General features: G+C 55.8%; 8 protein-coding genes and 1 pseudogene. 7 read left to right on the top strand and 2 right to left on the bottom strand.

From position 1 onward, the window contains the following. Positions 1-15 precede the first annotated feature (15 nt). The 6 genes from ACFSKT_RS14755 (at position 16) to ACFSKT_RS14730 (ending at position 10961) form a co-directional block, all read left to right on the top strand. Positions 16-1386, top strand: coding sequence for a sugar phosphate nucleotidyltransferase (locus ACFSKT_RS14755; RefSeq protein ID WP_377721741.1), 1371 nt, complete (start codon positions 16-18; stop codon positions 1384-1386). Positions 1387-1402: 16 nt separating this feature from the next. Continuing rightward, entirely contained in the window at positions 1403-2734 is a 1332-nt protein-coding gene (locus ACFSKT_RS14750; protein ID WP_377721740.1) for a UDP-glucose dehydrogenase family protein, read from the top strand. A gap of 114 nt (positions 2735-2848) precedes the next feature. Next, positions 2849-4045, top strand: coding sequence for a nucleotidyltransferase domain-containing protein (locus ACFSKT_RS14745; protein WP_377721739.1), 1197 nt, complete (start codon positions 2849-2851; stop codon positions 4043-4045). Positions 4046-4264: 219 nt separating this feature from the next. After that, a complete protein-coding gene (locus tag ACFSKT_RS14740) occupies positions 4265-5557 on the top strand; it encodes a right-handed parallel beta-helix repeat-containing protein (RefSeq protein WP_377721738.1) in 1293 nt (430 codons plus the stop codon). 158 nt (positions 5558-5715) lie between these two features. Further along, positions 5716-7965, top strand: a complete 2250-nt coding sequence (locus ACFSKT_RS14735; RefSeq protein WP_377721737.1) for a fibronectin type III domain-containing protein — start codon at positions 5716-5718, stop codon at positions 7963-7965. A gap of 227 nt (positions 7966-8192) precedes the next feature. Continuing rightward, on the top strand, positions 8193-10961 hold the full coding sequence (locus tag ACFSKT_RS14730; RefSeq protein ID WP_377721736.1) for a fibronectin type III domain-containing protein: 2769 nt from the start codon (positions 8193-8195) through the stop codon (positions 10959-10961). Positions 10962-11015: 54 nt separating this feature from the next. On the opposite strand, the gene ACFSKT_RS14725 is transcribed toward ACFSKT_RS14730, so the two are convergent. Together ACFSKT_RS14725 and ACFSKT_RS14720 are read right to left on the bottom strand one after the other, a co-directional pair. Continuing rightward, positions 11016-12143: a right-handed parallel beta-helix repeat-containing protein gene (locus tag ACFSKT_RS14725; RefSeq protein WP_377776322.1), complete on the bottom strand. Its 1128-nt coding sequence runs from the start codon at positions 12141-12143 to the stop codon at positions 11016-11018. An 88-nt stretch (positions 12144-12231) separates the two neighbouring features. Then, positions 12232-12309 (bottom strand): annotated as a pseudogene (locus ACFSKT_RS14720) (twin-arginine translocation signal domain-containing protein); the annotation flags it as partial. Positions 12310-12672: 363 nt separating this feature from the next. On the opposite strand from ACFSKT_RS14720, the gene ACFSKT_RS14715 reads away from it, so the two are divergent. After that, positions 12673-14970, top strand: coding sequence for a helix-turn-helix domain-containing protein (locus ACFSKT_RS14715; protein ID WP_377721735.1), 2298 nt, complete (start codon positions 12673-12675; stop codon positions 14968-14970). Positions 14971-14978: the final 8 nt, after the last annotated feature.

The raw sequence follows: 14978 nt of genomic DNA, 5'->3' as shown, positions 1-14978 counted from the left end.
GAAAGGAGAGACGTCATGAAACTCGTACTTCTCTCGGGCGGATCGGGCAAGCGGCTGTGGCCGTTGTCCAACGATTCGCGATCCAAACAATTTTTGAAGGTGTTGACCGATCCGCAAGGGACGGCCGAATCCATGGTACAGCGCGTTTGGCGCCAGATCGGCGCGGCCGGGTTGGGCCGCGACAGTCATATCGCGACTAGCAAGGCTCAAGTCGAAGTGATGCAGAGCCAGCTCGGCTATGAGACGCCGCTCATCGTGGAGCCGGAACGTCGGGATACGTTCCCGGCCATTGCCTTGGCCGCCACCTATCTCTACTCCGTTCAAGGGGTCGGCCTTCAGGAGACGATCGCGGTGCTTCCGGTCGACCCGTACGTAGAAGAGGCGTTTTTCCACAAAGTCAAACAATTGGACGACGTGCTGAATGAGTCGGGGGCCGACCTGGCGCTGATCGGTGTCACGCCGACCTATCCTTCGGAAAAGTACGGCTATATCATTCCGACGGTCGAAGACGCTTCCGGCGCGACCGGCTATCGTCGGGTCAGCCGCTTCACCGAGAAGCCGAGCGAGGCAGACGCGGTACGGCTGATCGAACAAGGCGCGTTGTGGAATTGCGGCGTGTTCGCATTCAAGCTCGACTACATCATCAACATGCTGATCGCGCTCGAGCTGCCCATTCAATATGACGAGATGGCGAAGCAATACATGAAGCTGCCGAAAATCAGCTTCGATTATCAAGTCGTGGAGAAAGCGGGCCATATTGCGGTATCCCAATATGACGGCGAATGGCGCGATCTCGGCACCTGGAACACGCTGACCGACGAGATGGAGCATAAGGTGCTCGGCCGCGGCATCGTTAGCGAGGATTGCGAGAATACGCATCTGATCAACGAGCTGGACATTCCGGTCACCATTCTCGGTTTGTCGAACGTCGTCGTGGCGACGAGTCCGGATGGGATTCTCGTTAGCGAGAAGGCGGCTAGCCCGAGAATTAAGGAAGTGCTGAACGGCATCGACAGCCGTCCGATGTTCGAGGAGCGCCGTTGGGGTCATTACCGGGTTATCGATTTCTTGAAGTACGCCGACGGCAACGAGGTGCTGACCAAGCGGATCTGCATTAAAGCCGGGCGGAATTTAAGCTATCAGTATCACGAGAAGCGCGACGAAGTATGGACGATCATTTCCGGCAAAGGCGAAATGATCCTGGACGGGGTCCGCAGCGACATCGCGGCAGGCGACGTGGTCAAGATCGCCCGGGGTTCTTGTCATAGCATTCTCGCGTCGGAAGATCTGGAGATCATCGAAGTGCAGACCGGTTCGGAGCTGGTGGAAGAAGATATTATCCGCCTTAGCGTCAGGTGGAACGAAATCATAGAGAAATGCGTGTAGCGGGAGTGGATAAACGATGAAAATTGCGGTTATTGGCACGGGTTATGTTGGGTTAGTCTCGGGAGTTTGCTTCTCGGAGATGGGCAACGAGGTCATTTGCGTAGATAAAGTGGAGGCCAAAGTTCAAATGTTGAACAACGGTCAGGTACCGATCTATGAGCCTGGCCTCCAGGAGATCATGGTGAAAAACGCGGAAGCCGGTCGTCTTTCTTTCACGACAGACCTAGGAGAAGCCGTTCGGAAATCCGACATCATCATCATCGCGGTCGGTACGCCGTCGCTGCCTAGCGGCGAAGCGAATCTGGGCTTCATCGAGCAAGCGGCCCGGGACATCGCGCTGTCGATGGACGATTACAAAATCGTCGTCACGAAAAGCACGGTACCGGTCGGCACGAACGGCAAGATCAAAGAGATCATCGCGGGACTTAGCGCGCATCCGTTCGATGTCGTATCCGTTCCCGAGTTCCTTCGGGAAGGCTCGGCCGTGCGAGATACGTTTAATCCGGACCGGATCGTGATCGGCGCGGAGAACGATGCGGCAGCAGGACGCATCATGGAACTCCATCGTCCGCTTACGGACAACATAATCGTGACCGATATCCGCAGCGCGGAAATGATTAAATATGCGTCTAATGCGTTCCTGGCGACGAAAATATCCTTCATTAACGAGATCGCGAATATCTGCGAGAAAGTCGGCGCCGACGTCACGAGCGTGGCCGAAGGCATGGGCTACGACAATCGGATTGGACCTTCTTTCTTGAAGGCGGGTATCGGGTATGGAGGTTCTTGCTTCCCGAAAGACACGCAGGCGCTTATCCAGATCGCGGGTAACGTGGATTACGAGTTCAAGCTATTAAAATCGGTCGTCGACGTCAACCGTGACCAACGGTATAACATTCTGCGCAAGCTGGAGACGATGCTCGGCGATCTGAATGGGAAGGTCATCACCATCTGGGGCTTGGCCTTCAAGCCGAACACCGATGACGTTCGCGACGCGCCGGCGATCGAGATTATCCAGGAATTGCTGAAGGCTGGCGCATCCATCCGCGCCTACGACCCGATCGCGACGGCGAACTTCCGCCAATGGGTCGATCATGATTCGATCACGTGGTGCACCAGCGCGCTGGAAGCGGCGTCGGGCGCGGACGCGTTGTGTCTGCTGACCGAATGGCAGGAATTCGAGCAAGTTGACCTGAAGACGCTGCAGGAGACATTGCGGAAGCCGATTCTGATCGACGGCCGCAACGTGTATTCCGAAGAGCGGATCGCCGAGACCGGCTTCGTCTACAGCTCGATCGGGCGTCCGAACATGAATCGCGGGGAGAATCGCCACGCGTTCGCGCTTTAATTCAAAGCCATCAAGCGGCCGGCCTGCTGCTATGGGCCGGCCAGTCTCATGCACGGAAGCCAAACATCCGGCAGGCTGCGGCCCAATCGACAGATAAAGAAGGAGTATGGTGTCATGGATAAGCAAATCGCGCTCGCTACCCATAATTTCTCGAACGAAATCCGCCTCATGCTTGCGATTCTCGGAGGCGGAGGGGAAACGAGCGCCCTGCCCGATGAATGTCTATCCGGTATCGATTGGGCACAGTTTCTACGGATGGTGAAGCACCACCGCGTATATCCTTTGGTGTATACGAATTTGAAGAAATCGGGAGCGGAGGCCGTCCCCGAGTTCGTCATGCAGTCGCTTTACGAGGATTACTGTCGGAATATCTTTCAAATGATGCGGTTGACCGCGGAAATGGAAAGAATATACAAGACGCTGCAAACGAACGGCATCCGAACGATCGTCCTAAAAGGCCCCATTCTAGCCAACGCCTTATACGGCAATATTTCGATGCGAACGTCGAAAGATTTGGATATGCTGATTCCCGCCTCGGATGTGGAGCGGATGGAAGAAATCCTCCGGGAACAGGGATACGATCCGACGCATGACGCGCCTCAAGTACTGAACACGAAGAAATGGAAGACGCATCATCTGGCCTACTCGCACAAGGAAAGCGGTATCCAAATCGAGGTCCATTGGCGCCTGAATCCCAACACCGTCAAGGAACCGACCTTCGATGAATTGTGGGAGCGAAGCAACACGAGCACGCTCGTCAGCACACCGCTTCATTACTTGGGCGATGCGGATCTGTTCCAATATCTCATCTCTCACGGAGCACGGCACGGTTGGTTCCGCTTGCGCTGGTTATGCGATATTCAATCGCTGCTTCAGCGAGAGGCGAACTGGGAGCTGACGGCTCGCATGTTCCGCCAATATGACGCGGCACACTTAGGCGGCCAGGCGGTTATCCTAGCCAACGGGCTATTGGGCGCTCCGATTCCGAAGGGGCTGCGCGGGTTAACGACCCATCCGCTTGCGTTGCGGCTGGCTAACGACGTGCTGGCCTTCGTCCGCGACATCGTCAACCTGAGTCCGAAACCGGAGACGAAGGAGATGGCCGCGAAATACCGTCGCTATCTTTTCGCCATGATGTCCAATCGGGAACGAGGATTATACGTCATGAGTCAAATCTATCCGAGCAGCTGGGACGCGCAAGCGCTGCCTCTGCCCAAATCGCTGCACTTTTTATATTTTCCGCTGCGGCCGTTTTTGTGGTATTGGAGAAAAAGGAAGCAGCAAGCGGGCGGCCAGACCCAAACGGGTTAAAGCGCTGCTTCGCGAGGCTTTGCCGTGCCGGCCTCAAGGAACGCGAAAGCCGTCATCAAGATGAAATACCGCTTCGTTTGGCCGGGAAGGTGCATAGTCTTCCGGTTGAACGAAGCGGCCTTTTGTGTTTATCGCTTCTAAATTTTTCCTCCGGCAAAGCAGGAATCCGGCTGTTTTTTGGAGAATAATGTAGAATAAAAGGAGGCTGGATAGTTCCTGATGAAAAAGGCTGGCATAGATCGAAGGACGTTTCTTAAGGGGATGGGATTGGGCGGCTTGGCTTATTTGATCGGCTCGCACTTCAGGGCTCCAGCGCAAGTAACGGCTGCTACCGCGCAAACTGCCAGAAGTTTGAATATTGTGGATTACTTGAACAGCAACCGAAGCATCCAGAATGCGATAGATGACGTGCAAGCCGCTGGCGGCGGGGAGCTTTATTTTCCGCCTGGCCTTTATTATACGGACGATACTCTGGTGATCAAGGGCGATAACGTCATTTTGAAGGGCGCCAACAAGACGTCCTCGATCATCGCGGCAAGAAGTTTCGACATATCGAAAAATCTGCTCGAAATTCGCAAGTCGAGCGGCCGGATCGCGAACGTCAAAATTCAAGATCTCACCCTCACTTCGGATGCCCGTAAAGCGAGCGCGCGCAACAATGATACGTCCTTCTACAATCACGGCATCGTGCTGGACGCTTCGCATAACGTCGAATTTCAAAATATCCGCGTGGATCATTTCAACGGCGACGGTCTGCGTTTCGAAGATCGCAACGCGGAAGGCGGCCCGGATCAGGTCATTATTACCAACAGTACGTTCGTCGCGTGCATGAATGGTCTGAATACGAACGACACGGGACATTCGACGCATATCTACGGCGGTACCTTTGAATTCAACGCCAAGCATGGCATTAACACGGGCGGACGAAACAGCGTCTTCATCAAGGATGCGGATCTGGAGCAAAATCATATGGCCGGATTGCGTATTTCGCACTCCTCGAATATCGTGGTGCGCGATTGCACGTTCGAGAACAACGCCCGTAAAGTGTCGTTAAGCGACAAGAAGCATGCGCATATCGTGGTCGGGGATACGGCGGTCGCGCAAAATATCGTCATCGATAGCTGTTATTTTCACGCCAGGAAAATGCGCTATTTGATCAGCGTAGAGCGGGGTAATCATATTTCGATCGCGAACAATTTCGTCGACTACGCCGATCAGTTCGGCACGACGGCGGGAGCGTTCGTTCAAGTCGGACAAGGGTGCCGGAATATTTTCTGCGATGATTTTTCTTACCGCCAAAAACCGAAAGTGAAACGGCTGAGCAATCATCAATATGCCGTCTCCGATTTGAAGCCATCCGCGATTCCCTCCCTGCCGGTGCCCAACGAGTCGCTGAGGGGGTTTATCACTAGGGTGGAAGGCGGTTCGGGTAAGCGCGATGCATTTTATGTGTGTATCAAAACCGAGAACGGGGGCTACAAGTGGGCCCGCATCAATTTGACCGATCTATGACGACGAAGAGTGTCTGCCGAGACACTCTTTTTTTGTTTCCTCCTAATTGTCAATTTATAAATTTTTTGAGAGGTGTAGATTCTCCGAACCTGACGGTGTAATATAGTTGTTACGATACGATATGTATCTCAGCAATGAAGGAGAGGTGTACAAGATTCATGTTGTTGAATCGTCGCTCCGTGATCGCATCTGTATTGCTGTCGTCCCTTCTGCTCATTCCCCTGTCCGTCCAAGCTGCTCCGGAATACATAACAATCGAAGAGTTTCAGCCAACCAGTGACACCGATTCGCTCGTCTACGTCCATGATCTTATTAACATCCGGTTAAAAACTTCATCACTCGAGGCGGTCTCGCGCGTTAACGTCCAGATTGAATCGGTCGCCGCCGAGCTTACCCGTGTCGGTACCGACCCGCGCTGCGGGATGTACGACGGCTGCGCGGTGTGGGAGGGCAAGCTCCAAATAGGTTCTTTGACTAAAGGTCCCAAAGAGGCCATAGTGCAAGCGACCGATGAAGCCGGCCACTCCGGCGTGAAATTATACCCATTGCTGTATCATAATCCCCCTCGTCTGCAGATCGAACAGCCTGCGCCTTACGCCGCATCGTTACCCTCGCTCCCGATCAAAGCTTCCTGCGCGGACGACCTCGGCTACGTCTGTCAGGTGAAGGTCGAGGTGCGAATTGGCGACGACCCGTCGGATACCAGGCTGCCTATTGCAGGCTATCGCCGCGAAATCGACGGCACCTTCCATCTCAACGAAGCGGCTGCCGGATTGAACGCTCGCGAGAATGCCTATCTCGTGTTCACCGCCCGGGATTCCGTCGGTCAGACGGTAACGGAAGAGCGAATGATCTATGCGGAGGCGGAGCATGCGAAGCTGGAGGCGCTGGCGACCAGCGGCGCCGTCATCGATTATCAGCCATCCAGCCAGCGTGTTCTGTCGTACAATGCGGCACTAAAGCAGCTCGAAATTAAACAGGCGTTTACGAACGAAGCGCAGACGATTCCTACCGTGTTTTCCGATAAGCCGGCCTATGCGTATTTGACCCCGAAGGGCGCTATCTTCGAGTGGAAGCAAACCAATGGCTCCAATCAGTTGGTGGAATGGCGGGACGGCAAAATCGTGCAGCTGGGCGGTGTCAACCCGACGTCTCTGAAAGCCAAGGGCGGTTATGCGATTTTTACGCAATATGCAGCAGGCAAGGGCCAGCAGTTTATTCGCCGCAATCTCGTATCGGGCATCAATCAAGTCATCGGGAGCGCACAGTACGTCTCCAGCCGACAAACGGATTTAGCGGAGAACGGCACCGTCGTGTATGCCTTGTCGGAACCGGGCAACCAGAACGTATACAAATACAACGGCGCACAACCGATTCCCGTCACCCGTGATTCGTATAAGATCAGCAGCCAGCCCGTCACGGACGGCGGCGGCGTGATGTTCATGCAGATGAATCCGGACGGAACACAGCGCAAACTTATGCTGCTGAAGGGCGATGGAAGCACGACCGTCTTGGAAGCCGACAAATATATCGATCCTCCGCTCAAGCTGAACAATGGTTGGGCTGCGTACCGCGCCGCGGAAGCGGACGGCAAGCGGCGATTATGGGTATGGTCGCCGGTCGGAGACAAAAAGCCGGCGTCCAGCCTATCGCAGACGGCCAAGCTCGAAGCGCTTGGGAGCAACGGCGACGTGGCGTTCTCCACCTTTGATCAAGAGTTGTATATTAGCCGAGTCTATGGCGATCATCGCAGTTACGCGCGCGTGTCCTCCTACCATGTCAAGCCGTTCTGGAGGGATGCGGCATGGTATGGCAAACTCGGCGATCATCTTGTAGGAATCCGCATGCCGGAGGAGGACGCGGCGCCGCAATGGCCGCCCGCGAGCACGCTGCAGCGAAACGGGAACACGTTGACCTGGTCGGCCGCGACCGATAACGTAGGTGTCGCCCGTTATCGCGTATACGCTGGCGACGAATTCCTCGGCGAGGTGCCGGGCAATACGTTGACTTTCGTGATTGATCCGGCAGCGGTTCGATCGGGAGGGGATATCCACATAAGAGCGGTCGACGCCGCAGGCAATGAGAGCCTAGACCACCCTGTTAGCAGCGAGTTTATCGAGCCCGACGACGGCGGCAGCTCGCCTTTCTGGCCGCTCGGGTCGGAGCTTGCCGCGCATGGGGGCGACGGCACGGTCCGTCTGAGCTGGGCTCCTGCCACGGATGACACGGGCATTGCGGCTTACCGCATCTATCGGGACGATTATTTGCTGGCTGAATTAGCGGGCGGGCAGTTGACGTATCAGCTTGACCCGCTCCCTACGGGGCGCTCCTATACGTTTCGAGTAGAAGCCGTGGACGGGGCAGGCAATCGGTCTGCGGATCACCTATCGGCCATGTTGAATCTATAACGAAAATCTTACGCAGACACTTCTAGTCCAATCCGCTAGTTGGGCAGAAGTGTCTGTTCGCGTTACCGCGCGGGCGGCGCCGGAAGAGCGGACTGCGCGGGCAAGAATGCTTGTTGGTCACAGGAACGAAAGAAAAATGGGGGTAGCAACAAATGTCATCGTTTCAATCCAGAATTTTGGCGGGAGCGCTTGCTCTATTGCTTATAGTCACGCTGTCTCAGAGGGGGGTGGCAGCGGAAGAACCGGCCGGCGAGGTGAGTACGATCGACATGCATCTGAGCGGCGACGTGGAGCAACTGGAGAATCACTTGGCGGTAGGTTCTCTATTTCACCTGGAAGGCTACATATGGTGGAGCGGTAACATCCCTCCCGAGTTTGCTCGCGTCGAGGTCGACGTCGCCGGCAAGGTAACCGCATTAACGGATAGAGGCGTCGGCGACAGCCGGTTTTGCCGGGTGGAATGCAACCTGTTCGTAGGCGATATCGATTTGAACGGCGTGCCCAAAGGAGAGCAGAACCTTATTGTCCGCGCGATCGAGACAAGCGGCAAGGTCACGGAGCAGGCCTTCCCCGTCCTCTACCACGAAGCCCCGATTCTGCAGATCGAGGAGCCGCTCGCTTATTCGGCCGCGCTTCCGGATGTGCAGGCCAAAGCCAGCTGCACGGATGATCTTGGTTACGTCTGCCGCGTCATGGTCGAGGAAACAGATCTGGCGGGGACTTATAGTCTACTAACGCGCATGCGTATCCCGTACAAGCTGTCCGTGGACGAGCCGGTCACGCTGAATGCATTGGGTATTCAGTACCTGAAGTTTACGGCGCTAGATTCCATTGGACGAAAGACGATTCGCTATGTGCCCGTCTATCCGGAGGTACCGGATTCGCATGTTCGCGTCTTGGCGACCTATCGGGGAGGCGTTGTGCTGGATGCGCAGCCCGCTCATGAGCAGGTAATCAGCTACAACACGCTATCGAACCAGCTAGAACTGCATCATCGAGGAGCCGCGACGCTCATTCCGCCCGTCATGTCAGACCTTCCTCGTGCTTTCTTGATGCCTGGCGGCGCCATATTCGAATACTCGCCAGCCGGCGAAGACGACCGCCGCCTGGCGGAATGGCGGGACGGAAGGCTGGAAGACCTCGGGCCGATCCAAGCGCAGTCGCTGAAGGCGAAGGGGAATTACGCGGTCTTCATCCAACCGGGCGATGACGCTCTCGGCGAGCAGCTGGTGCTGCGCGACCTGGCGGCTGGAACGAATCGGACGATCGCCCCCGCTTCCGACGTCTCGCCGTCGCAGCTCGATCTCGCCGAGAACGGGACGGTCGTGTACAGCCAGCGACAATCCAACAGCCGCAACATTATGCTGTACCGCGACGGCAGCTTGAAGCAAATCACGCACGATACGAGAGCATACAATACGTATCCCGTCACGGACGGCGAATCGGTGCTGTTCATTCGCAATTCGTACGAGGCCGTGAGCGGCGCGCTCATTGTGGTGAAGCCGGACGGGGGACAAACCGAGTTGAACGCGTTCGCGAATCAGTATATGATCCGCAGCGGGTGGATTGCTTACCGGACGATGACGGGCGTGAGTGAATATTCGCTGCGCATCGTCTCGCCAAGCGGCCAACAGAAGACGCTGACGGCGCCATCCAGCCAGCAGGAGCTCGAAGGATTGGGGGATAACGGCGACGTTGCGTTCTCGGCGGGTTATCCCGGCTGGCCTGTCCATGATCTGTATATCAGCACGATGAGCGCGGGCGGACGCAAAGTAACGAAGATGGCCACGACGAACACGGAACCATTCCAGGCGCAGGGCGTTTGGTACGGACGCATCGGCAATACGCTCGTGGAACTTCCCGTGCCGGCGGACGGTCTCGCGCCTTCGTGGTCGGCCGGCAGCAGCGTGTCCCGCGAGGGGGCGGAGTGGAGCTGGCCGGCGGCGCAGGATAATGTCGGCATCGCCAGCTACCGGATTTACGTAGCGGGGCAGCCTGCGCTCGAGCTTCCCGGCGATACCTTGCATGCAACGGTGAACGAGGCGGAATGGGTGCGATACGGCAGCGGCGCAGTACAGCTCGCGGCGGTGGATGCCGCGGGGAACGAGCGACGGCTGTACGTCATGGAATACATCCCGGAAGAGCCGAACATACCTCGGACGCCGGAGAATCTTCGTGCGGAAGCGGACGCGACCAGCGTGCGCCTAAGCTGGTCCAAGCCGGTAGGGGACGATTCCATTCAATCGTTCGGTCTCTTCCGGGACGAGTTCTTCGTCGCGATCGTGCCGGCGAGCGAGAGCGGCTTTACGTTTAGCGGCTTGCCGGAAGAAACCGACTTTGACTTCCGAGTCATCTCGATCGACAAGAATTTCGCTTTCGGCTGGCCCGCGGAGACGACGGCTCGCGCAACGTCGGATTACAGCGTTCCCGGGTGGCCGGCCGGAAGTTCGGTGAGCGCGAGCAAGATCGGTACGCAAACGGTCGACTTGGTCTGGACGGCGGCCTCCGACGATAAAGACGTCACCGCCTATCGGATTTTGCAAGACGGCGTAGTCGTTCAGCAGACGGAAGGTGGCGCGCTCAGCGCCGCTATAGACGATTTGGCGCCCCAAACGATGTATACGTTCAAGATCGAAGCCGGCGATGCCGCCGGCCATTGGTCGACGAATGGACCGACGATTGCCGTGCAGACAGGCGCCGCCGATACGCTGGCTCCGACATGGCCGACCGGCAGCGCGGCGGTCTCGGGAGGGACGACGACGCGTATCGCGCTCATCAATTGGACGCCTGCCAAAGACGACGTGGGCGTGACCGGCTACCGGATCATGAGCGGAACGCAAATCTTGGCGGAGGTGGACGGGAATACGCGCAAGAAAGGCATTGAAGGTCTTTCGCCGGACACGACGTACGTATTGAAGGTGGAGGCGAGAGATGCCGCGGGCAATTGGTCGTCCGACGGCCCTTCGGTCACCGTGAGAACCTTGAAGCAGAGCTGAACGCAAAACACCGCTGCAAACGGATAGCCACTCCGTCGCAGCGGTGTTTTGTTTTTAGAAGGTCATGTTGATGCGTCCCCACTTGTAGCTGCCGTCGGCGTCTTTGACGCACATGTACAAGGCGTCGGCTTGGCCCGCCGAGGCTTCCACCCGGACCATGAAGCCGCGAATCGCTTCGTTCGGAGCGGGCAGCGCCGTCACGCTGGACGGCTTGATGTCCGACAGCGCGTATTGCGGGTTGCTGATGCGGCGGACGTTGGGCGTTACGTTGTACGAGAAGTCATCTACGAAAACATTCCGGCATGTCGCTGACGTCTGAACGAAGGCGCCGTTGGCCGTTCCGAACTGATTGGCGAAATCGACGTAATTGTTGGTGATGGATACTCCGTCTGCCTTATCTACGCGGATCAAGGACCGCATCGATCGGCCGTGGAAAAAACACCCATCGATGACGATGCTGCGGGCGACATCGTAATCGCCGACCCAAATGTGAGTTCGCTGCGTGCTATCGTTGGCGTAACCGCGGGCGTTGTTCTCAAACGTACAGTCGCGAATGACGATGTTGCTCTGATGGGAGATGCGGATGCCGACGTTCAAGTTCTGCTCGATGTCCGCATCTTTAATGAAAACGCTATTCCGTCCGCCCGTATTGATACCGTAGCGCGTATTGAATTCGTAGGAGCCGCCGTAAATATGAGTCGAATGGCCGGTGTTGTTCATGCTCACCCCGTCACGGCAAAGGGAGAGCACGCAGTTATTAATTATCGTTTGATCCGGTCCCCCCGCGCTGACGGTATCCTGAAAGCTGATGCCGTCGCCATTGAAATGATGGATGCGCATGTTGTCCAGGATCACGTTGTGGCTGCCGTCCAGGACGACGGCATGGTTCAACGTCGAAATGTCCGGACCCGTCGTGGCCGATCCAGCCGTATTGCCGAACACGTAGCGAACGTCCGAGGTCAACGTCAAGTCAACCAACTTCGTGTTCAGGATGCGCCCGCCGGATTTGCGAATGAGCAGCAGATTTTGATTGGTGAGCGAGCCGCTGGGCGCGATGATGCTCGAATCCCGATTCGCCCCTCGCAAGATAACATTGTCTCCGGTAATTTGAAGCGTACGGTCCGTCCGATAGACGCCAGGCGGGAAAAAACAGTTCTCCACCGCCGGCATTCTGTACGGCATTGATCGCATCTTGGATGGTCTGGCCGTTATTAAGGAAATCCGTGATATTAATCGCAGTACCTCCTTCCCCAGTGCTGGCAGATACGCTGGATGGCATAAATTGGCTTGCTATAACATATGCAGCACTTCCGATTCCGATCCTTTTGAGGAAGGCGCGACGATTCATTTTTGACTGGTTCATCTCATTACCACCTATAGTTAGAAGTGAAAATCAAGCAACCTCATACTTTGCGACAAGAAACGTCCGAATGTGTTCTTTTTCGACATGTCTATATTTTCGGCAAAATCGAGCTCAAGCTGAATAAGCAAATATGCTTATTTTTCCAAAGACGCTAGTCCGAAAGGTGGCCGGGGGTAAAAAACAATATAAAGTCCTACCAGAGGGACGAATGGCGTATGTTGAGAAAGCGGGCGGCAAGAAAGGCGATAGGGCAAGAAAGGCGATACGGCAAAAAAGGTAACCTTGCAATCATTCGGGCTTGGCCTATGCTTAATGAGATATTCAAGGTTTGAAGGGAGAAGCAAGACGGTGGTAAAGCTGACCGATAAGTTTCCGAATCGCTTCGTTACGTTATTTGGGCTTCTTTTCCTGGCCATCATCATTGTTACCAGCGCGATCGCGTATTATAGCTCGATCCGGCAGATGGAACGGATGGTCGAGGCGTCCAATAGCGAACTGCTGAGCCAGTTGAACCGCAGATTGGAATTGACGCTCATGGAGATTGACAAGACGGTGATTACGCTTTTGCGTTCGGTGGACGCCCGCGGTTTTTTCTATGAAGATCCCGATACCCCGAGGCAAACGCTGCAGCTGCAAACCCAGCTCATCAACATGGTCAATTCGTACTCGAATTTGCAATCGATCTACCTGTACTCGAAGCGCGGCAATAAGATATTGAGCGATACGGTTTATACGGATGCCGACCAATTTTACGACCTGGACTGGATTCCGATGTGGGGAGCGGACGATGAGTATTATGCGTGGACGAACTTGAGACCGATCACCGAACAACCGGGAATTACGAAGGAAGTCATCACGTTGATCCGTTCTTTCCCGTTGACGACCAAGCCGGAGGATCGCGTCGGGCTGGTAGCGGTCAATTTGAAGGCTTCGATGATCAACGAGATCATGGCCGATTTGAAGCTTGAAGACGGCAAGGCTTACATCGTAGACGGGAAAGGGAATCCGCTGACCGGCATCAAGGGCGACGAAGCGTACCCGGAAGCCGAAATCGTCCGCTTGCTTAAGGAGACGGACGGCGTGTCCTCCGGTTTTTGGAAAGGGACGTTCCAGGGGGCCAAAAGCTGGGTGTTCTATTGCGCGTTAGATTACACCGGCTGGAAGTGGTACTATGTCGTGCCGGAGAGCAAGGTGGGCGAGACGTTCACGGCCATTCGCAATATCCTGCTGCTGATCGCCGCCGTCATGTCGGCCGTGGCCGCCGCGGGGCTCGTGTTGGCGAACCGATTATCCTATGGGCCGCTCGAAGCGTTTATCCGCAAGGTCGATTCCCGGATGGGCGGCGCGGTCTCGAAGGAAGCGGGCACGGATATCTCGCAGCTGGAGTCCAAATTCGAGGCGTTCGTCTCCAATTACTCGGCGGTGGAGCAGAAGCTGCGGGAAACGGTTCCGGCCATGAAGCTGCGCACGCTGCTCGACGTGTTGACCGGAAGCAAGACGGTTTACGCGCAGTCGCTGCCGTATTTCGAGCGGGTGGGCGTCAAGCTGTACGAAGCGAATTATACCGTCATGCTGATCGAATTCGATCACCGCAGGCGCATCGGCAATTTGGAGGAATGGAATCTCTATTCGTTCGGACTGTGCAACGTCGCCGAAGAGCTGGTGAACGCGGATCCGGGCGGGTGCCAGGGAACGGCCGTACAGGTCAGCGCGACCCAATCCGCCGCGATCTTAAGCTTCCCCGATTCGGACTCCCTCGCCAATCAGCTGTCGGCGATGACGTTGGCGGAGTCCATTCGGAAATATATCGACGAGCATTTCAAGCAAACGGTCACGATCGCCATCGGCAGGCATTATCCGGATTTCGGCTCCATTCGGATTTCGTACCGGGAGGCGGTGGAGCTGCTCAAGTATAAGTGGGTAGCGGGAACCAACACGGTAATCACCTGGGAAGAGATTCAAGAGTACTCCGGGGCGCAATACATGAAAATTTACGGCATGATCGACAAGCTGACCGAAGCGGTCCGAACGACCGACCGGGAAGCTGCGGTTCAGCTGTTAGACCAGATGTTCGCCGGGATGGTCAAGCTGAATTTGAACGAGGATAAAATCCGGCATATTTGCCAGCAGATCCTGTTCAAAGCCTCGCAGATCTACATGAATGCCGGCGCGGAGACGGATGATCAGGAGCACGGGGATTTCACGCTCGGCGAGTTCGATACGTTCGAGACGATGGAAGAAATCCGGCACATGCTGCGGCAGCGGATCGAGGACATCATCGCGAGGCTCGCGGTCAAAAGAAGCAATAAGGACAAAAACGAACTCATCGATAACGTGCTGGCCTACATTGCGGAGCATTACAGCTCCAGCGATCTATCGCAAAACCAGTTGGCGCATATTTTCGATATTTCCCCGAGTTACCTAAGTCGCATGTTCAAAGAGCATACGTCGATCAACTTCCTGAACTACTTGATCGACGTCCGAATGAAAGAAGCCAAGACGCTGCTGCTGCAATCCCAGCTTCATGTGCAGGATATCGCGCTGCGCGTCGGGTATACGAATTTGTCCAGCTTCTTGCGGATATTCAAAAAATACTATGGCATGACCCCTTCGGAGCTGCGCAACGCCGCTTCGAAGACGGATTGACGCGGAAT

Origin of the sequence: Paenibacillus xanthanilyticus (assembly GCF_042682185.1) — a bacterium.
Classification (GTDB): domain Bacteria; phylum Bacillota; class Bacilli; order Paenibacillales; family Paenibacillaceae; genus Paenibacillus_Z; species Paenibacillus_Z xanthanilyticus.
Note: the sequence above shows the minus strand (reverse complement) of the source record. Positions and strands in the feature narration are given on the sequence as shown.